The sequence below is a fragment of the Tangfeifania sp. genome, from assembly GCF_055108615.1.
In genome coordinates, this window is sequence record NZ_JBSQIC010000047.1 from 1 (window position 1) to 20,657 (window position 20,657).

Annotated in this window: 15 protein-coding genes and 1 tRNA gene; 7 read left to right on the forward strand and 9 right to left on the reverse strand. The window is 43.2% G+C overall.

Annotated elements, in window-relative coordinates; translation table 11 throughout:
* Positions 1-183 precede the first annotated feature (183 nt).
* From ACTCNA_RS11055 to ACTCNA_RS11070, 4 genes are all read left to right on the forward strand, one after another.
* Positions 184-259, forward strand: a tRNA-Met gene (locus tag ACTCNA_RS11055).
* A gap of 47 nt (positions 260-306) precedes the next feature.
* Positions 307-555 carry a GIY-YIG nuclease family protein gene (locus tag ACTCNA_RS11060; protein ID WP_462947975.1) on the forward strand — a complete coding sequence of 83 codons (249 nt, stop codon included), beginning with the start codon at positions 307-309 and terminating at the stop codon, positions 553-555.
* Positions 556-1,013: 458 nt separating this feature from the next.
* Complete coding sequence (locus ACTCNA_RS11065; protein WP_462947976.1) at positions 1,014-1,415, forward strand: helix-turn-helix domain-containing protein; 402 nt, start codon at positions 1,014-1,016, stop codon at positions 1,413-1,415.
* A 242-nt stretch (positions 1,416-1,657) separates the two neighbouring features.
* Positions 1,658-2,788, forward strand: coding sequence for a transposase (locus ACTCNA_RS11070; RefSeq protein WP_462947977.1), 1,131 nt, complete (start codon positions 1,658-1,660; stop codon positions 2,786-2,788).
* A 364-nt stretch (positions 2,789-3,152) separates the two neighbouring features.
* Here ACTCNA_RS11070 and ACTCNA_RS11075 read toward each other — a convergent pair whose 3' ends face one another.
* Positions 3,153-3,464, reverse strand: coding sequence for a hypothetical protein (locus ACTCNA_RS11075; protein ID WP_462947978.1), 312 nt, complete (start codon positions 3,462-3,464; stop codon positions 3,153-3,155).
* A complete protein-coding gene (locus ACTCNA_RS11080; protein ID WP_462947979.1) occupies positions 3,424-3,630 on the reverse strand; it encodes a hypothetical protein in 207 nt (68 codons plus the stop codon). Before ACTCNA_RS11080 ends, ACTCNA_RS11075 begins: the two co-directional genes overlap by 41 nt.
* A 273-nt stretch (positions 3,631-3,903) precedes the next feature.
* Between ACTCNA_RS11080 and ACTCNA_RS11085 the strand changes: the two genes are divergently transcribed.
* The 3 genes from ACTCNA_RS11085 to ACTCNA_RS11095 are packed head-to-tail and all read left to right on the forward strand — an operon-like array spanning position 3,904 to position 7,660.
* Positions 3,904-5,547 carry an AMP-binding protein gene (locus ACTCNA_RS11085; RefSeq protein ID WP_462947980.1) on the forward strand — a complete coding sequence of 548 codons (1,644 nt, stop codon included), beginning with the start codon at positions 3,904-3,906 and terminating at the stop codon, positions 5,545-5,547.
* A gap of 33 nt (positions 5,548-5,580) precedes the next feature.
* Positions 5,581-6,705 (forward strand): acyltransferase family protein, encoded by a 1,125-nt coding sequence (locus ACTCNA_RS11090; RefSeq protein ID WP_462947981.1) that lies wholly within the window; start codon positions 5,581-5,583, stop codon positions 6,703-6,705.
* Positions 6,706-6,742: 37 nt separating this feature from the next.
* Positions 6,743-7,660 carry a TIM barrel protein gene (locus tag ACTCNA_RS11095; protein ID WP_462947982.1) on the forward strand — a complete coding sequence of 306 codons (918 nt, stop codon included), beginning with the start codon at positions 6,743-6,745 and terminating at the stop codon, positions 7,658-7,660.
* A gap of 323 nt (positions 7,661-7,983) precedes the next feature.
* Here ACTCNA_RS11095 and ACTCNA_RS11100 read toward each other — a convergent pair whose 3' ends face one another.
* The 7 genes from ACTCNA_RS11100 to ACTCNA_RS11130 all read right to left on the reverse strand — a co-directional run bounded on the left by ACTCNA_RS11100 (position 7,984) and on the right by ACTCNA_RS11130 (position 20,644).
* A complete protein-coding gene (locus ACTCNA_RS11100; protein WP_462947983.1) occupies positions 7,984-8,433 on the reverse strand; it encodes a hypothetical protein in 450 nt (149 codons plus the stop codon).
* Positions 8,434-8,650: 217 nt separating this feature from the next.
* Positions 8,651-9,508 carry a hypothetical protein gene (locus tag ACTCNA_RS11105; RefSeq protein WP_462947984.1) on the reverse strand — a complete coding sequence of 286 codons (858 nt, stop codon included), beginning with the start codon at positions 9,506-9,508 and terminating at the stop codon, positions 8,651-8,653.
* A gap of 72 nt (positions 9,509-9,580) precedes the next feature.
* The gene (locus ACTCNA_RS11110; protein WP_462947985.1) at positions 9,581-10,840 is read right to left on the reverse strand and encodes a peptidase U32 family protein; all 1,260 of its coding nucleotides are present in this window, start codon (positions 10,838-10,840) and stop codon (positions 9,581-9,583) included.
* A 121-nt stretch (positions 10,841-10,961) separates the two neighbouring features.
* The gene (locus ACTCNA_RS11115; RefSeq protein WP_462947986.1) at positions 10,962-11,681 is read right to left on the reverse strand and encodes a hypothetical protein; all 720 of its coding nucleotides are present in this window, start codon (positions 11,679-11,681) and stop codon (positions 10,962-10,964) included.
* A gap of 10 nt (positions 11,682-11,691) precedes the next feature.
* Positions 11,692-16,410, reverse strand: coding sequence for an efflux RND transporter permease subunit (locus ACTCNA_RS11120; RefSeq protein WP_462947987.1), 4,719 nt, complete (start codon positions 16,408-16,410; stop codon positions 11,692-11,694).
* Positions 16,411-16,454: 44 nt separating this feature from the next.
* Positions 16,455-19,550, reverse strand: coding sequence for an efflux RND transporter permease subunit (locus ACTCNA_RS11125; protein WP_462947988.1), 3,096 nt, complete (start codon positions 19,548-19,550; stop codon positions 16,455-16,457).
* A 35-nt stretch (positions 19,551-19,585) separates the two neighbouring features.
* A complete protein-coding gene (locus ACTCNA_RS11130; protein WP_462947989.1) occupies positions 19,586-20,644 on the reverse strand; it encodes an efflux RND transporter periplasmic adaptor subunit in 1,059 nt (352 codons plus the stop codon).
* Positions 20,645-20,657 lie beyond the last annotated feature (13 nt).

Consider the following 20,657-nt stretch of genomic DNA (forward strand, 5'->3'; position numbering starts at 1 on the left):
AGGTTCAAGTCCTGGCTTCGCTACAAAGTTCTTTTAAAATAAAAATATTAAAAATATATTGCGGGGTGGAGTCCCGAGTACTCGGGAGTAGCTCGTTGGCTCATATCCGGCGGTTGCCGGACGTAGGTTCAAGTCCTGGCTTCGCTACAAAGTTCTTTTAAAATAAAAATATTAAAAATATATTGCGGGGTGGAGCAGTTGGTAGCTCGTTGGGCTCATAACCCAAAGGTCGTAGGTTCAAGTCCTGCCCCCGCTACCAGGCAAAGGAGAGTTGAGAAATCAGCTCTCCTTTTTTAGTTTTAAGCAATGAAATATTTTGTTTACGCCATGTATTCAGAGAACCACGACAAGATTTACATTGGAATGACCAGTAATCTTGAAAAACGTGTTTTTGCCCACAATAACCTGCCAAAAGGATGGACTAAAAATTTCCGCCCCTGGAAACTGGTTTATTCCGAAGAATTTCACGCAAAATCAGAGGCTTTAAAACGTGAGAAAGAATTAAAGTCTCACCGGGGAAGAAATTTTATTCGACAACAAATACATAAAAAATGATTGTTGGGCTCATCTGTCGAAAGCCGGAAAGGTATCCGGTAGCTGCCGGGCGAAGTTTCAAGTCCTGCATCTGCTATCAGGTTCTTTTAAAATAAAAATATTAAAAATATATTGCGGGGTGGAGTCCCGAGTACTCAGCGATTTTTAAGACATTATTTGTTTTAGTTATTAAGTCCAAAGTTCTATCATATTATTTCTATATCCAAACGTTTATATTGATTTCACTGCTGTTCATTGATTTACCAGTTTAATTCCGGGATTCAACGCTATTCTGCTACTAAAATTAAATAAGGCGGTAATATTTTTTAATAATTCCTGATATTACAATTCAAAATCACATATAGAGCTGTTTTATAGCGATTAATTTTTGTTTTATTCTTCTGTACTTTTAAAATTATATTTATTTTTACCGCCACATATAAATTTAGTTTTATTCGTTCAACAAATAATTAAACGCAATGAGAATCTCAATCAAAGGTATCAAGGGAAAAGATTTTGTAATTGACCCAGAGGACAGTTTAGCCATGAAACTATCGATGCTAATTGAAGGTCATTGTACCATCGGGGTACAGCAGGCAATAAAAAAGTATGGATATACAGAACAGCGTTACTACCAGCTGTTGGCAAAATACCAGGAGGGTGGTGCCCAGGCATTAATTGACAAACAACCTGGTTCAGACAAACAACCTGTCAGGACTAAAGATATCGTAAACCAAATTATCAGGTTTCGGTTTTTAGACCCGTTTTCCAGTGCTGATGTAATTGCCCAAAAACTAAACCAGATTGGGCACAAGGTCAGTAAACGCAGCGTAGAAAGGACAATTACAGAATATGGGCTTCAAAAAAAACACATGTTCTGAACCCCCAAAAGGAGAAGCAAAGACAAGCTGTTGAGATTCATAAATCTAAACGGGAAAAAATAACGGTCAAAGTCAATACACAAACCACAGAGCGGTTTTTCAGGGAAAGCCTTTCGAGAAAAATAAGCGGGACTTTAGTAGGGTTATGGTTTCTGGCTGCCGCGCACTTGCGCCTGGGCAGTTGGGATTTGATCAAAGGTTATACCGGATGTGCCGGTGCAGATATTGAACCCCGTATCGCTATGCAGATAGTAAATGAGGCCACACTGTGCAGTAACCGTGTAAGAAGGAGTAATTATATTACCCATCAGGGCTTTGAACTGTTAAATGGACTTGGATTTTTGGTAACAGACAGCCAGGTGCATGATTTGCTTGATAAGCACACGGTTAGTGAAGCCCAGGCATTGCAGGAATCATTAGCAGCCATACGGGCCAATAACGGCCATTATCAAGGAGGCTTAATCGCCATAGACCCTCATCGTATTATATCTACCTCACAAAGAATAATGCCGAAAAAGAAAAAACAACCGGGAGAGCCCTCACGGAAAATGTTGCAAACTTTTTTTGCACTGGACACTCAAACCGGGCAACCAATAGGATGTGGCATAGGTTCGCCTGGCACCAATACTACCCAGGCAACAATAGAGCTGCTGAACATAGCAGAACTGGTAAACAGGAATGCTTTAATACTGGCAGACAAGGAACACTTCACAGAATATTTAATTCGAAGTATTGAGCAGAACAGCAATTTTGAATTCCTTGTTCCGGCAATATCAACAGAAAGGATACAGAAAATTGAAAGGTCGCAAAGCTACCAAAGAAAATGGGCAGGCTATGCAGTAGCAGAAACGATGTTTAATTTTGCCGGGCACAAAGAAAAATACAGGTTGCTTTCCCAGCGTGAAGGAGAAACAACAAAAGATTACGCTTACAAATCATTTCTGACATTATCCAACAAGCCGGCAACAGAACTGCTGTCTGATATGTACAGGGAAAGGTGGTCGATTGAAGACTTTTTCAATTTTGACGGAGCCATGGGCTTTAACCGGGCTTCAACATTTAACCTGAACATAAGGTATGGCAAAATGTCTTTGGCCCTGTTGGCACAGGCTGCAACTTATGAACTAAGAAAAAAATTACCAAAACCATACAGCCGCTGGAATTCAACTCATTTGGCAGATGCATTGTTCAAAAAAATGGATAGAGATATAAGTGTGAAAGACGATACCATCTTTGTTACATGTTATAATGCCCCAAAAGAATTAAATTTACAAAACAATTATAAAGACTTGCCAGCCAAATTAATCGCTGAAGGGATTAACCCAAAGATACCATGGCTCTATGATTATAAATTGGATTTCAGGTTCAAATAAAATTCACTAAAATGAATGCATTGTAAAAAATCGCTGAGTACTCGGGAGTAGCTCGTTGGGCTCATATCCGGCAGCTGCCGGACGTAGGTTTCCCGAATCCTCGTGATCCCGCTACCAGGCAAAGGAGAGTTGAGAAATCAGCTCTCCTTTTTTTAGTATAAAAAAAATTATATTCTGCCACCAGCTTACCTGCTGAACGCCTCCAGCGAATTTCTGATTTCGGAGATTTCGTCGCGTAAAACAATAATGTCCGATTCGGTGAGTGGTTTTATCAGTTCCGAATCGTAAATGCCAAGAAATTTGAAAAATGAGTTTTCAGCCCGAATAATTCAAGAATTATTCCTGTCTCCGACAGCGACTAAGATTACGTATAAACTTTTTTCAAAAGTTTAACTTCATCGTAAACGGCAATGCTCATATTGTCGTTCGGAAAATTCAGGTACGACAATTTGACCATGTCACCCTCAACTTTAAAATGTGGGTCAACCACTTTTCGTTGGTTTACAACCTGAATGTCTCCTGAACGCACTGTAAACTCCTTCAGGTATTTTTCATCACCGTGCTTAACAGTCATGAAATAAGTGCCGTCTTCAAGTGTTGAAAGGTCATACTTCCTTTTATAAGTAAACGATTTGTCATCTGTTTTTTTTTCTGTAAAAACGGTCGCCGTATTCATCCATGATTTCAACCTCAAAAAATTTAGCTTCAACGTTGCTCGCCTCAACAATGGCTTCTTCCGGGGATGATTGCTCAATATTTACTTTTAAATTTCCGGATGCAAACGCTGCACTTGCTATAAATGCAAATACTGTAATTAATAATGTTGTTTTCATTGTTTTCATAACTTTTCATTTTTTTGTTTTTACTGGGTTCAAACTTTCTTACTTCATAAAAGGAATAAACAGAAGATTTGTTTATCTTTTTATTGTTTAAAGCAAACTTTAACACGAATTAACATCATAAAAACATGATAAACAGCTAAATAATCAAAATATTAAAATATGTTAAAGTGGATATTGATAGAGTATCAACAAAACTTTTGCGCGGTGTTATTGATAAAACAGAATGGAATGAGCCCGATTTTTTCTAAATTTGAGCTATAAGTAAATTATAAAATGATGACAAATAATACATTATCAAAACTTTATACGGAGTCATTTCATGCCAACTGGAATGAGTTGGCCTTTACCGATTACCAGGGGAATGATTTCAGTTACAGCGATGTGGCCAAATTAATTAAGGCGCTCCATTTGTTTTACCAGCTAACCGGTGTTCAGCGGGGCGACCGGATTGCCGTGCTGGGCCGGAACTCTGCCCACTGGGGGGCTGTTTTTCTTTCAGCGCTTTCGGCCGGGATAATAATTGTTCCCATTCTGCCTGATTTCAATGAGAGCAATACCAACCATATTATCAACCATTCGGAATCGAAGTTGGTAATTGGTGCCAAATCATTGCTCGAAAAAATTGATTTCGATAATGCCGAAAAACTGCATGCGGTTATCGTGCTGGAAGACTTTTCACTGCATGCGGCAAAAGATAAAAATCTGAAGTACAAGCTGGATGATGCGTTTCGGTACTACAAGGAAAACAAGCTTGAAAAAAATCAGTTTCAGTTTGAAAAATGGGAACGTGAAGAAACCTGCATAATTTCCTATACATCAGGAACAACCGGTTTTACCAAAGGGGTGATGATACCTGAAAGGAGCCTGGCATCGAACATTGTTTATGCCCGGGAACACATGCCGTTGGAACCGGGGCACAAAATTGTTTCGTTTTTGCCCATGGCCCATGTTTATGGCCTGCTGTTCGAATTTTTATTCCCGCTAACCCGGGGGTGCCACATTACATTCCTCAGTAAAATTCCATCGCCGGCAATAATTACCAAGGTGTTTGGCGCAGTAAAACCGCACCTCATTTTATCAGTGCCACTGGTTATCGAAAAAATTTATAAAAAACGCATTTTGCCCAGCATCGAAAAACCACTGATGCGTGTTTTGTTGAAACTTCCCTTTATCTCGAATATCATCCTGAAAAAAATCAGGGAAAAACTTATTGAAACATTTGGCGGCCGGTTTTTCGAAATTGTTATTGGCGGGGCTCCGTTAAGTGCTGAAGTTGAGAAATTTTTTAGTAAGTTAAATTTCCCGATTACTGTTGGTTACGGGATGACAGAGTGTGGCCCTCTAATTAGTTACGAAGCCTGGGATAAAACAGTGCCCGGTTCGGCAGGACGCCTTGTTGACCGCATGGAAGTGCGTATTGACTCGGAAGATCCATACAATACGGTCGGAGAAATTCAGGTGCGCGGAGAAAATGTAATGACCGGTTATTATAAAAACGAAGAGTTTACAAAAACTGTTTTTAGCGTCGATGGCTGGCTGAAAACCGGCGACCTGGGGATAATTGACGAGAACAATTTCATATTCATTAAAGGACGTACGAAAAATATGATCCTGGGGCCTTCCGGTCAGAATATTTACCCGGAAGAAATTGAAGCAAGAATTATGAACCTCCATTATATTTCGGAATGTGTTATTGTTGAACGTGATGGAAAACTTGTGGCCAAAGTTTATCCTGACCACGAAGCCATGAAAGAACATCACATTAAGATGGAAAATTTGGCCGACGTAATGGAAGAAAACCGTAAAAAACTTAATGCCGACTTGCCGCGTTACGAAGTGGTTACAGCATTTGAGATGGTTGACGAAGAATTTGAAAAAACACCTAAAAAGAATATCAAGCGGTTTAAATATGTATAGCCGCTAATGGAATAATTTTCAACTAAATTTGATATGAACAAAACCAGTAACCTGGATCCTTCAGGGACAAGATTATTATCGCTCGATTTTTTTCGTGGAATAACCATGTTCCTTTTGGTAGCCGAAGGCACAGCACTGTGGAGTGTTCTTGTGCGGGAACCCGTTGCCGGCACTTTTCTCGAACCGTTTTTTCAGCAATTTCATCACCATCCGTGGAACGGGTTGCGATTCTGGGATTTGGTGCAACCCTTTTTTATGTTTATTGTAGGGGTAGCCATGCCTTTTTCGTATGCAAAACGAAGAAAACGCGGCGACTCGAAACAAAAAATTACACGCCACATCATTCAGCGGTGCATTCTTTTACTTGCCTTTGGTGTTGGCCTGCATTGCGGCTACCGTCGCGAACTGGTGTGGGAGCTGTGGAATGTGCTTTCCCAACTTTCGGTAACTATATTAATTGCCTATTTTTTAATGCACTACAAATATGCTGTGCAAATAGTTGCTTCGTTTGGGTTGCTGCTGCTCACCGAAATTTTGTACCGCACTTTTCCCCTTGAAGGTTTCGACCAGCCTTTTGTGAAAGATCATAATTTCGGAACGTGGATGGACCTGGTTTTGATGGGAAAAATTAATCCCGGTGGCGGCTGGGTAGCCATTAATTTTATCCCGACTGCGGCCCATACCATCTGGGGAGTTGTGGCCGGGCAGATTTTGATGTCGGGTAAAACGGCCACTCAAAAAATAAAAGTCATTGCCTTTTCCGGCCTCGCCATTCTGGCGGTAGGTTACCTGCTCGACTGGACTTCCGTTACTCCCATCATAAAAAGAATCAGTACATCCTCATTTGTACTGGCTTCCGGAGGCTGGGCCCTTTTGGTGCTGGCTTTTAGCTACTGGTTTATCGATGTTAAAAAAATTAGTGGCTGGATATTCCCATTTGTTATTGTGGGTATGAATCCGATTTTTATTTACCTGTTTTTTAATACGGTGGGCGGCCAGTGGCTGAATGGTTTCGTAGCCATTTTTACCAAAGGCTTTTTAGCGTGGTTCAACACTCCCGAATTTGTTATGGCACTGGTAAATTCGTTAACTGTTTTGGCGCTTGAATGGTTTTTGTGTTACTATTTATACCTGAAAAGAATTTTCTTTAAAATATAAAATCAGTAATTTCACTTTAAATTAAAACCTGTTGAAAATGGAAAATACTTCACGTAGAAATTTTTTGAGGACAACACTGGCAGCAACGGCAGGCTCTCTGCTGGTTTCCCCGGCACTTGCCGGCTATGCTGCAAAAAAATCACCGTTTAAAATTTCACTGGCCGAATGGTCGTTACACAAAGCGTTGTTTGCCAATGAAATGACCAATCTGGACTTTCCGAAGTTTGCCAGCGAGCATGGTATTAAGGGACTTGAGTATGTGAACCAGTTTTTTAAAGACAAAGCCAAAGATGAAAATTACCTTGGCGAACTGAAAAAGATTTGCAAAAACGAAGGTGTGGATAGTGTGCTGATAATGTGCGACGGCGAAGGAATGGTTGGTCATCCCAGCAAGGCGGAACGCCTTAAAACGCTGGAGAACCACAAAAAATGGATTGATGCGGCAAGATTTCTCGGTTGTCATTCCATTCGTGTAAACGCAGGTAGCCAGGGTTCATACGAAGAGCAGCAAAAGCTGGCCGCCGACGGCCTTCGCATGATGTGTGAATATGGCGACACGCAAAAGATTAATATTTTGGTAGAAAACCATGGCGGCCTGTCGAGCAATGGAAACTGGCTGGCCGGTGTTATGGAACTGGTCGATCATAAACGCGTTGGCACCCTTCCCGATTTCGGCAATTTTATAATCGACAGGCAAACCGGAGAGGAGTTCGATCGCTACAAGGGAATTGAACTGCTTATGCCTTATGCCAAGGGAGTCAGTGCCAAGTCGCACGAATTCGATGAGGATGGAAATGAAATCCATTCCGATTATTACCGCATTATGAAAATTGTGAAAGATGCCGGTTATAAAAGTTGGGTTGGTATTGAATATGAAGGAAGCGACCTCTCAGAAGAAGAGGGTATTCTTGCTACAAAACATCTGCTCGAAAAAGTGTTTGAATCTCTCACATAGACTTTTAGCTTTTGATGAGGTTGTCCAAAAAGTTTATATTCTGCAAAAGAGCGTCATCCTGAATTCCTGTCTGTCGCCAGGTAGGTGCTTAAGTGTCTTTTTATCAATGAGTTAATATTCTGAAACAATGGAGAGGTTGGTTCGTAATAAAATGGCGGCTTTGTTCGAATTGCTTTAAAGTGGACTTACTGGGTTTGATTGGTTGTAAGTAGATCAAAGCCAGCAAACATGGTTATTAGTTGTTTGTCTTTCAGGAAGGAAGCGGTGGAAATCTCCACCGCTTTTTTGTTGCTCATTGGTCTTTAATTTCAGTTAATCGAATCTTATTGGTAAACACCCCACTCGTGTTCGGGTTGCACATCACCCCAGTCGGCAGTGGTGGCACCCCACAACAAGCCGTATTTTTTGTTAAAACGGTGGTCCTGCAGAAATTCCATTGCCCATTCCAAACGTTCTGAAACGGTTTTATCGCCCACTTTTTCGGTGAGAATGGAAGAATCCCCGGTGGCCAGTACATACTTGTAAACCGCTTGTACCAATGACGATTCCTGGTCGGTTTCCACTGTGTTTTCATGCCCGGCATAGCGCGGTTCCAGTTCAGAATAAATGTAATCGTACCCTCCGCCAGCTTTGTTGGCCGGAATAAACCCGTCGATGATGTTGCCGTCAGCGCCCTGCATTCTGAAAAAAACAAGCAAATTCTCCCTCAACACTTCAGCTTCAAAAACCTCTGCCGAAAGTTCAATGAATGTGTTGTAATCGCGAATCCACACTTCGCCGTATCCGTCGCCGGCATTGAACCAGGTTTTGACAACTTCAACCGCTTTTTCTTTTACAAATGCAAAATATTCGTTGAATTAAATCTGTTTCTTTAGTTCTTCTTTTTGGGGAGGCACTGAAGAACCAGCCCAAAAACCGATTATCAATATTGTAAATACCAGGATCTTCATTTCTTCAATTTTTTAAGTAAATGTTTCCGGAAAACTGTTTTCAGAAAATACTTTTATGAAACTGACGGGTGCGGGTGTAATTATCACTTTTAAGCCTGCGGTTTGGAATAGTGGTGAAAATAATTCCCAAACTAACCTGTGAAGTTATTGCCCAGCCGTTTGTTCGGCGGATAGTTTCCTCTCCCTGATAAACAAGGTAATCGTAATTGGGCACTCCGTTAACAACATCCGAATGGGTAACAGAAATTGTTCCGTCGAAATAAATATCCAGCTCGTCGGACAACCTGTAAGTTAATCCCAGTCCGCCGCCACCGGTAAATGCCGGATCTTTGGGATCCTCGTTGCTTTTTGTGCCTTGTGAGTACAACACGCCAACGTCGTACCCCACACTGTAACGCGGGTCCTGAAAAGTAAAATCAGTTCCTACAAAAGCAATTCCCCCGTGCAGTTTTGTGAAAAAGATGACATCTTCGTAAACGGGAAGAATGTAAAAACGGGCTGTTCCTAAAATGTTGAAAATGTTTGTGTTATAAATGAGGGTTTCGTCCGGGTATTTGTAGGTGTCGGGCAGTGGATTGTACCTGGAAAGGAAAAAGTTATATAGCGGGGCGGTTTCGGTATAGCCCGAAAGGTTGGTGTAATCAAACTCAACACCCAGCTCAAAATCGGTAGTTACCGGGGCCATTATTTCAATTGATGCTCCAAGGTTAAGTTCGGGTGTAAAATCATCGCTCCCTTTGTGAGAAAGGGTTTCTTTCATGGGGTGGCTAACTTCAGGCTCCCCGGGTTCTTTCATGAAAATACTACTGTTTGCACTCGCCCGGAATCGTAAAACCTGGGCTTCTAAATGGATGGGAGTCAGTAATAAAAGTAACAGAATCAGCAGTATATTCTTCATCGTTAAAGTTATTTAGCAGCGCGTAATTTAATTCTTTCTTTTTCGAAATTGAAAAGAACCTGGAAAGAATCGTTATTTTCGTTGCTTAACTTCTTTGGCATCAACAACTTTAAACAGTTTGTCGGAGCGCCGTAGTTTTGTGTCAACAGGCACCGAAATGCGCTGGCCTTTCAGTCCTTCCTGTACAGGTTTTAAATCGAACCTGATTTCTTTTACCGTGGTCTGCACTACGCCGGTAGTGGGGCCCGTAATAATAATTTCATCGCCGGTTTTCAGGTTTTTGGTTTCCAGTTTAAATTCAGCAACCTGAATGTTGGTGAAGTAATTGGTACATTTCCCGATGTAAATTTTTCGTTTGGTTGCCTGCGAACCGTAATTGGCACTCCACTCGCCCAGGTGCTGGCCCAGGTAATACCCATCCCAGAACCCGCGGTTAAAAACAGTGGAAAGGCGCTGGTTCCAGTCATTAATTTTTTTTTCGGTAAAAGTGTCTTCTTTCCAGGCCTGAACGGCTTCGTGGTAACATTCAGCCGTTGTTTTTACATATTCGGGTGAGCGGGCACGGCCTTCAATTTTTAAAACCGAAACACCTACATCCAGTATTTTATTCAGAAAATGAATGGTTTTCAGGTCTTTTGGCGACATGATGTACTCATTGTCGATTTCCAGCTCGGCCCCGGTCTCTTTATCGGTAACGGTGTAGGCACGGCGACAGGTTTGCAGGCAGGCCCCGCGGTTGGCCGATGAATTCATTTCGTGCAGGCTGAGGTAGCACTTTCCGCTGATGGCCATGCAGAGCGCTCCGTGAACAAACATTTCAAGGCGAGCGAGGTTGCCCGAGGGGCCTTTAATTTGTTGTTTGTGAATTTCTTCGCTGATTTCCTGAACCCGGCCCAGGTTCATCTCGCGGGCCAGCACTACCACATCGGCAAATTGCGCGTAAAATTTTACCGCGCCGGTGTTGGTAATATTTACCTGGGTTGAAATGTGTACTTCGAGCCCAATGGAACGGGCATACTGAATGACCGAAATGTCGGCGGCAATTACTGCCGAAACGCCAGCCTCATGCGCTGCATCGAGCACGGCGTGCATCTGGCTTACTTCACCATCAAAAATTTCAACATTGAGTGTGAGGTAGGTTTTTACCTGGTTTTGAGAGGCGATTTCAACTATCCTGCGTAAATCGTCGAGCGAAAAATTATTTGATGAACGCGACCGCATGTTCAGGTGCTCCACCCCAAAATAAACTGACCCTGCTCCTCCCTGTATGGCTGCCATTAACGTTTCGTACGAACCTACCGGTGCCATTATTTCAATATCCCTCTGTTTCATCCTTTACAATGATTTTTTGAGGGTGCAAAGTTACAATAATTTCAGGCTTGAAATTTTATTTCAATTGTGAAAAAGGTTAAGCTGTATAAAACCGTTTTCTACATTGGCATTTCACAAATCGCTAAATAAATTTCTCCCGTTTTTGCAAATTAAACAAACCGTAAAGAATAAATACTACAATACCCACACCGAGGAAAATCCTGTTTTTGACAATGAGTCCTTCCCAAATGATTTCGTTAAAATTGTTCGGAATTTCAAAAGGATTCAGAAACACATTCCATTGGGTGCGTTCAACAGCATCCTGTAAAATAATGAGGGCCACGCCTATTAAAACCATAACCACAGCCGTTCCGTTTCCGTTTTTAATTAGGGTAGAAAACATAAATGCCAGCGATCCCATAAAAACGATGGGATACATCAGCTCGTACGACATTTCCAGAATATTCACATTGTAAAGAAGTATGGAAGCCAGTGCCGTAAAAAGCATGATGATAATAAAAATAAGGACGTAAATCATCAGCAAACGTACCAGCCACACTTTGTAGCGGTAATTGGGAATACCGAAAAGTATTTCGAGCATCCTGGAATCGTCGTCGTTTTGAATGCCAAATACCGAAGGGTAAAAAATAAGCAGGATACCGGGAAATATGAGCAATCCGTAAACAGTTCCTTCAGTAAGGGCCTCGCCGTTTAAAACCGTTTGAATGGCAAAAAACATGAAAAAGGCAAACGCTGCAATCAGGAACCAGATAAACCGGTTGGCAAATATGATTTTCAGGTTGTACCTCACCATTCGTGTTGAATTGACCAACGTGTTTTTTAGTTCTAATTTTTGTTTCATTTTACAGGGTTTAAACAAAGTCTTTTAATAAGCACAAGTAAGAATCTTCGAGATGCGGTGAAACATTTACGGCTTCGGGTGCCGGTTTTTCTTTGGACAGCAACCTCAGCTTAATATTTTCGCCATCGCGCATGTGGTGAATAATAAGCTGTTTGTTTGAAAACTGATCGAACTCTTTGGCAGGAATAGTCATTTGCCAAACGAATCCTTCACCCATTCTGGCCATATCGGTCGGTGTACCATAATATTTCAGGTCGCCCCGGTTAATAACTGCTACCTGGTTGCACGAGCTCGAAATATCTTCAATAATATGTGTTGAGAAGATGACAATTCGCTCGCGGCTCAGTTCTACCAGCAAGTTTCTGAAGCGTATCCTTTCGCGCGGGTCGAGGCCGGCGGTTGGTTCGTCAACAACCAGTATCCGCGGCAGGTTAAGCAGAATTTGTGCAATTCCTATCCGTTGTTTCATCCCGCCCGAAAACGAACCGATTTTATCGTCTTTCCGCTCGAACATGTGTACATTTTTCAACACGTATTCCATCCGTTCCTTCCTGATAGCCGGATCTTTAATTCCTTTCAGGATGGCCTGGTAATCGAGAAATTCCCATGCCGACATATTTTCGTAAGTTCCGAAAGCCTGCGGCAGGTAACCAATCAGCCCCTGCAATTCTTCGCGGTGTTTCTGTGTGTCGAGCCCGTTAATCCATATTTTCCCGTAGCTCTGTTCCAGAATTCCGCAAATAATGCGCATCATGGTAGATTTACCCGCTCCGTTGGGACCAAGTAACCCGAACATCCCTGTTTTAATTTCCAGCGAAACGCCGTTCAGAGCCCTGAATGGCACCTTCCGTTTTCCGATAACAGGAATTTGGCGCACCAGCGTGAAATAGCCGCGGCGAAGGTTTGAGAACCTTCCGCCAATGCGGGCAATATTCAGTTTTTTATTATGAATGTATTCTCCGGATTCGTAAATCACCAGCAGCAGGTACCAGATAATTCCTACAAAAATTACCATTCCGAGGTTGTCCCAGCGCAAGAAGAAGATAAAGAGGAACAATGCAGGTACAACCCAAAAAATAACCCGTTTAATAATTTTGTCGATTTTCAGGAAGACCGGTTTTGAAGTATCCTCGTACTTGTTTCTCAATACCTGAGATAACGGCACATTTAACAGGAACAGGAAAAAGAAAACGATGTGCGACATCACCCACATCCAGAGGTTGCTTTCGAGGTAAAAGAAGGTGAAATACACCAGGAACCCAAATAGCGGGATTTGCCAGATGAGATCGTAAAAATCGCGCAAATGCCTGTAATTTTTGAGCAACCCGGCACGTTTCCTGATTTTCAGGCCCGATTTCCATTCGCGTACAAACCGACTGTCGCGGTCGTAAATTTTTACCAGTTGGCGAATTACAATCCGGATGGGTTCATTTTCATCGATTACTTTTGAACTGGCCTGCCGCAAGCTGGTAAGTATGAATGCGGTAACCCCTGGTATGAGTATAACAATGGCCATAAAACCAAGGAGTTGCCAAATAAAAGACTCTACTTCGAAATAAATGTAAAATGCAGCTGCAACAAAAATTACGAGTTGTAAAACTTTTAATCCCCAGTGCAGCGATTTTATCCAGTTCACCGCGTTTTCCATACCAAAATAGAGGGTAGGCACAAAAATCAGGGTGAGCAGGGTACTTACGGCAAGGCCGCCAATTACGGTAATAGCAAAGGGAGCTCCAATGGCTCCAACATATTCCGACTGCCCCAGTGCCAGTGGAAACATGGCCACAATTGTGGTAATTGCAGTGATTAAAATTGGGCGAACCCTCGAAAGCCCGGCAGTTATAATTGCCCGTGACTTCCGGTTGCCGCGTTTTCGGAGTATGTTGGTAAAGTCGATTAATATGATACCGTTGTTAACCACCACTCCAAGTAAAATGAGGAACCCGGTGAGTGTATTGGCATTGAACAGGCTGTTGCCGGTAAATATGAGAGCCAGGAACGAACCAATGGCTGCCAGCGGTACAGAGAACATCAGCACAATTGGTGTTGTCAGCGATTCGAATACCGAAGCCAGAATCATCAGAATGAGAATGAATGCAGCTGCAATCAGGAAATAGAATTCCGAAAACTGGTCTTCTTCATGAATTACTTCAATGGCAACTCCGGCCGGCATTTTATAGCTGCTCACAATCTGGTCAATTTCAAGACGGTAAGCTTCGAGCAGATCTTTCGATTGTTCGGCTTCTTCTACAAACCGGTAAAACAGCTCAATTTGTTTTTCCTGGTTTACCCTTGTAATTCTCGACATTCCTTCGTCGTAAACAAAATCGGCAAGGTCTTGCAGGTCGTAAACCGCTCCTTCGTTATTGTTCACCTGCAACTGTCGTAAATCGTCGATTGATTTTTCGGATGCGGCTTCTTCCTCTTCTTCTGTGAGATTTTCTTTTATGATGATTTCGTACTCTTCGGTTCCCTGTTTAAAATTAACACCTGAAGAAAACTCGCGTGAGAATGAGCCCAGCTCCGAAGCAATATTATTTAGTGAAACGCCAAATTCGTTTAGAAGCAGCTGGTTGAAATAAAGGTGCAGTTCAGGACGGTTCCCGGCAACACTGACATTGGCGCTGCGAATGGATTCAAGGTCTTCGATGTAGTATTGCAAATCTTCGGCAACACCTTTCATCATTTCAAAATTTTCGCCTTTTATTACAATGCGTTCGCGGTTGGTCCCGATTCCCATGAACCGGCTAAAATTCTCCATGCCGGCACCAGCTCCGCCACCGCCACCAAACCTGGAGCTTGACGCGGGCGCAGATAAACTTATGTTGGCCTGCGAAATATTATTCACCAGCCCCTCAACTTCTGCCTTTATTTCGGCAATTGTCCGGTCGTTAATATCTTCAAAATCTTCCTGAAGAACAACCGTTATAATGGCTTCTTCTTCCTGTATGTTGGCAATAACGTCCTCTCTTTCTTCAATTTCTTCAAGCCGGCTTTCAACCTCTGTAACTACTTTGTCGGTTGATTCGAGGGTTGACCCGGTGGGCATGGTAACATACAGTGAGAATCTTGTCTCTTCTACTTCTTCGAGGTTGTTTACGCTAACTGCCAACACAATAAATATGGTAATGAAAAAGATAATGATAGCGCCAATAACCGTTGCGGCAGGCGCTCGCATGGCCGATTTCAGCAGCAGGATGTAAACCTGGATTGTACGGTTATTGGTGGTTACTTTTTCATAAAAAATATTGTGCGATGATTTTCTTTTCAGTAAAAGATGGGCTGCCATGGGAATGAGCAGCAGTGCCACAAACAGCGATACGGTGAGGGTTGAAATGATGGATACCCCAACGTGGGTACCGAGCAGCTTAATCATGTAATCTGTTGAAAACAGGAAAGGCAGAAAAACAGTGATGGTGGTTAATGTGGCTGCAATAATGGAACGCCAAACTTCTTTTGTTCCCTGAACAACTGCCTGGTCGGGACTGAAGCGCCGCCCCGAAAGGCGGTAAATATTCTCGAGCACAACCACACTGTTATCGAGGAGCATCCCGATGGCCAGCACCAGTCCTACGAGGGTTAAGCTGTTAATGGAGATGTTGAATGCATAGAACAGGTTAAATGCAGTGAATACCGAGACCGGAATGGCCATTGCAATTACAGAAACTATGCGCAGGTTTTTCAGGAAAATCCAGAGTACGAAAATGGCAAGCAGGCCGCCTACCAGCGCCAGGTTGATAATCTGGTCGATGTTTTTTTCCATGGTTTCGGCCGTGTTGGTCTGCACCACAATTTCAACATCTTTGGCTGCCAGTTCTTCGTTTAGCTCTGCAATGCGTTCCTGTACATTGTGCGATAAATCGATGAGGTTGGCCTGCGAATCGCTCACCAGCATCATCGATACGGCATCTAATCCGTTCACGCGGCTGATGGATTCTTCTTCTTTTACACCGAAGAAAACATCGGCGACATCTTTCAAAAAAATGGGGCCTTCGGCCAGCACAATGTTTTCAATGTCGGTAACATTGTCGTATTCGGCTGTTACGTGTACAAAATATTGCTTCTGATTTTCGTGCAGATAACCTGTAAAAGCGCGGCTGGTTGAGTTTTGCGAGATAGCACTTTGAATTTGCGAAGGGGTAATTCCATAGGCCTCGCAGGCATTTTTATCGTAGGTAACTTCAATGGAACGTTCGTTCCCGCCAAAAACCGTTACTGTTGCAATTCCGTCAATATTTTCGAACTCAGCGGCAAGATCCTGGTCAACAATATTCCTAAGTCTGTCGGTTCCTCCGCTGCCGCGAACCTGCAACTCCATAAACTGGTTGCTGATTTGCTGTATATCAACCCGGTTAACGGTAACATTAAAGTTCTCGTCGAGTTCGTCGGTGGCCTGGTCAATCTTTTCCTGAAGTTTCAGGAAGGCATACTGAAAGTTGACATTTTGCTTAAAGTTAACCTGGATGGAGGCCGAGCGGTTATCCAGGTTCGACTCAATGCTTTCAACTCCTTCCATGGTGCTGATTGCCCCTTCAATCGGGATTACAGCCTGGTTTTCCATGTAGTCCGGATCGACTTCGATACGCGAATTAACCTGGACATAAAGCATGGGGAGCTCGGCATTGGGCATTAACTCTACCGGCAGTTGTTTATAGGAAACATACCCCAACAGGGTAAGCCCGATAAACAACATGCTGATGAGTATTTTTCTATTTATGATGAATTTCATATTAATTTCTGAAAATCAGTTTGATCTGCATTATCTGTGTTCTGCTATTTTTTATTTTTCGCCGTGAATAATCCTTTTGTCCTGTCTAAAATATCGTACACACAGGGGATTACAACCAACGTTAAAAGTGTTGATGTAACCAAACCGCCGATAACTGCCAGCGCCATTGGCGAACGCAGCGAGGCACTTTCACCAAAACCGAATGTTAGTGGCAGCAAGGCAAGAATTGTTGTAATACTTGTCATGAAAATCGGGCGGATACGTTGTTGTCCGGCCTGTATTATTGCCGATTTTCTGTCGAACCCTTCGCGGATGAGTTGGTTAATGCGGTCAACCAAAATGATGGAGTTGTTTACCGCGATACCGGCAAGCATAATTAACCCGATGAACGCCATAATATTAAGCGTTTTGTTCAGGGCAAAAAAGATGAGAATGCTGCCTACCACAGCCAGCGGAATAGTGAGTAAAATGGTAAACGGATGGATGAGCGACTCGAATTGTGAAGCCATTACCATGTAAACCAATACAATGGAGAGCAGTAGTGCGAAACCCAGGCTTTCCATCGACTCCTGTCTTTTCTCTTCTTCGCCGGTAACCATAATGCGGTAATTAGCAGGCAAATCAATTTCTGCTGTTTCCTGCCTGATGGTACTTGCCACGTGGTCGAGGGCAAGCCCTTTTTCCATTTGGGCAGTAACCCTTCCCGTGCGGTTCTGGTTTTTCCGGTAAATTTCTTTGGGCGAAGTTCCGTAGGAGATGTCGGCAATTTCACTTAGCCTGAATTCCTGGTTATTGGACGTAATTTTCAGGTTTCCTATCTCATTCAATCCTTTTTCAGGAACCTTAATGGTGATGTCGCGCATTTCGCCGTCTTTCTCCAGCTGGCCGGCGTTTTTGCCTTCCAGCTGATCCTGAATTTGAGTAATCACCGTGTTGATATCGATGTTGTACATTCCTGCACGCACCCTGTCAACAAAAACTTCCACTTCTGGGGCTCCGCCTTCAACCGATGATTTTACATTGAACAACCCGTCTATACCGGTCATTTTTTCTTTCACCTGGCTCATGATGGTTTCAATCTCCCCGAGGTCTTCGCCGCGCACCTCAACCACAACCGGTGCTTCATCGGTACCCAGAATCGATTTCAGTGCACTTTGTTCCTGTGTGAAGGTGACTTCAAGCCCGTTAATGTTACTGGTAAGATTATCGATGGAAGCAATGGCACTTTCTACTGATATAGTTGATTCTTCTTTGAGGATAACCTTTATCTCGGCGGTGTTTTCTCCTTCGAAGACTGAACTTTCATCGCCGCCAAAACCGGTTGATGGCCCGGAAAGGGAGTAGATTATATCGAGGTTATCGCCAAGGTAATCAGTAAGAATGGCTTCAATATTTTGTACGGTCGATTCCGTGCGTTGTAATTCCGTGCCTTCCTGTAATTTCAAGCCAACAGTAAATTCCCTTGTTTCAGTTTTGGGCATGAATTCGGTGCCAATTCCGGGCACCAGCATAAACGAGCCTGCAACAAGTAAGGCGGCCAAAATCACTACAATCCATTTTATCCTGAGGATTTTTTCAAGAAATCTGCCGTAACCGCCAACTTTTACCGAGCGTTTTTTCACCGGCGATTTTTTGTTTTTATAAATGCGGTGATAAAGTGTTGGAATGACAAAAATGGCTACAAACAGTGATGAAATCAAAGAGAAAGCCACTGTCCATGCCTGGTCTTTAAACAGCTCGCCCGATGCGCCGTGCAGATACACAATGGGCAGGAAAACGATAATGGTAGTGAGCGTGGAAGCGGTAATGGCACCACCAACTTCTGCAGTTCCTGTAATGGATGCATCTTTGGCACTCAGGCCGTTTTCATGGTTTCTGAAAATATTTTCGAGCACCACAATGGCATTGTCAACCAGCATGCCGGCACCCAGGGCCAAACCTCCCAGTGTCATAATATTTATGGTGAGGTTGTTAAAATACATGAGGTTGAAGGTGGCAATAATGGAAATGGGGATGGCGATACTAACAATGAATGTAGTCCCTATTCTGCGGAGGAAAAGGAAAAGAATAAACACGGCAAGCAAAATACCAAGCAGGGCGGTGTTTTGCACTTCGCCAATGGCATTGCTGATAAATGTGCCCTGGTTGCTGACCAGCTCCACAGAGTAGCCGGGCAGCGCCCTTTCGATATCAACCAGTGCATCGTTAATTTGATTTACAGCGTTTACGGTGTTGTATTTGGTTTCTTTATAGATTGAAAGCCCAACACAACGTTCGCCGTTGATATGCACGATGTTGACCGGTTCTTTATTTCCAATTTCAACAGTAGCCACATCCCTGAGGTAAACCGGTGCCATTTCAACACGCGTTTGTCCCTCGGTTTCGGCCCTTACCGCTTTGTAACCCACAATCAGGTTTTCAAAGTCTTCAACCGTACTTAACAGGCTAACGCCTTTCACAATGTACTGAAGGCCCATTTCACTAATCCTTCCGCCGGAAACATTGCGGTTAAAATTCTGGATCCGGGTACTGAGATCGTCAAGCGTCAGGCCTTGCGATCCAAGGCGGTAGTGGTCGGTTTTAATGATAACCTCACTCTCTTCCTGCCCCGACAGTTCCACGTCGGCCACTCCTTCGAGCCTGACCAGTTCGTTGCGGATGTAATTTTCGGCAACTTTTCTGATTTCGTTCATGTCGGTAATTTCATTGTGTTTTACGCCAATGAGCATTACCGGGGCGGTATTGGGATCGTGCTGGGTGATTTTCAGGTCGTCGATATCCGCATTTTGGGTGAGGGTGTTCAATGCTTTTTGCAGGTCGAGGAAGGCCTCATCCATATCTTTATTCCACGCGTATTCAACAGTTATCTGGGCCGCTCCCACTTTCGAAATGGAAGATACCTGAATCACATCCGACTGGCGGATGGCCAGCGCCTCGATGTCTTCAACAAACTGCTTTTCCATCTCCTCGGGCGGGCGTTCGCCCGATTGGATTTCCACGAAAATGCGCGGTGAATTCAGGTCGGGAAACAGGTCAACACCAAGCTTGTCATACGAAATGTACCCGAGGAGGACGACTCCCAGGACAATCATCAGTATGGTTACCGGGTAATTGACAGAAAATTGTGTTAGTTTCTTCATTTTTTAAATATTTCTGATGATTTTCCGGGAACGGGTTACCGGATAATTTTCACTTTCGAGTCGTCGCGTAATGTTTCAAATCCTCTTATAATCAACCGATCGTTAACCTGCAAACCTTCGATGACCTCCACATTGTTCTGGTTTTCAATTCCGGTGGTAATCCAGCGGTCGGCGGCGGCACTGTTGCGGCCCACAACAAATACATATTTTCCACGGCTGCCCGACATGATGATATCTTTTGGAATAACAATGGTGCTGTCTTTTTCAGCCGTAATAATATCGGCTTTCACAAACATTCCCGGGCGCAGTTTCAGCTCCGGATTATCAATGTCAATTTTGCCGGTAAATGTTCTGGTTTCGGTACTAATTGCCGGCGAAAGCTGGGTAATGGTTCCTTTCAGGGTGTCTTCCGGAAGGGTATAATTGGTTATCAGCACGTTTTGTCCAACTTCAAGTTCGGTAATGCTTTTCTCGGGAAGGTTAATTTCCATGAACATATCGCTGTAGCTCATCAGGGTAAACATAGGCGAGCCTGATGCCACCTCAGTTCCGCGGGTGTAGTGGGGCAATTCAACAATAACTCCCGTGAATGGTGCTTTAATATTCATTTTGGCCAGTTGGAGCTGGGCATTTTCGTAGTTGTATTGGGCGTTGGTTTTCGATACCTCCGAATTGCGCAGTTCATATAAAGTAACTCCGCCTTTTTCATACAACGATTTTTGTTTTTCGTATTCCTGCTGCGAAATTTCGAGGTTCAGTTTAACGGCTTCTATTGCTATGCTGTTTTCGTATTCTTCATCTTCCAGGCGTATGATGGTCTGCCCTTTCTGCACCCTGTCGCCCAGCTTAAAAGGCCTGCCGGTTGCAGGGTTGGTTTGCAGGTAATATTCTCCTGTCAATTCAGAATTAACCGTCACCTGCGATGTTGCATTTACGGTACCGGTTGTGGTAACAAACTGCTGAATACTCTGGGGTTTAACATCTTCTACTGAGACAGGCACAGCTAATTCGGTACTTTCAGACTGCCCCTGGTTGTTACAAGAGGCAAACACTGCAACAATTGCAATTAATGTAAGGATTTTTATTCTTTTCATCGTTTTATAATTT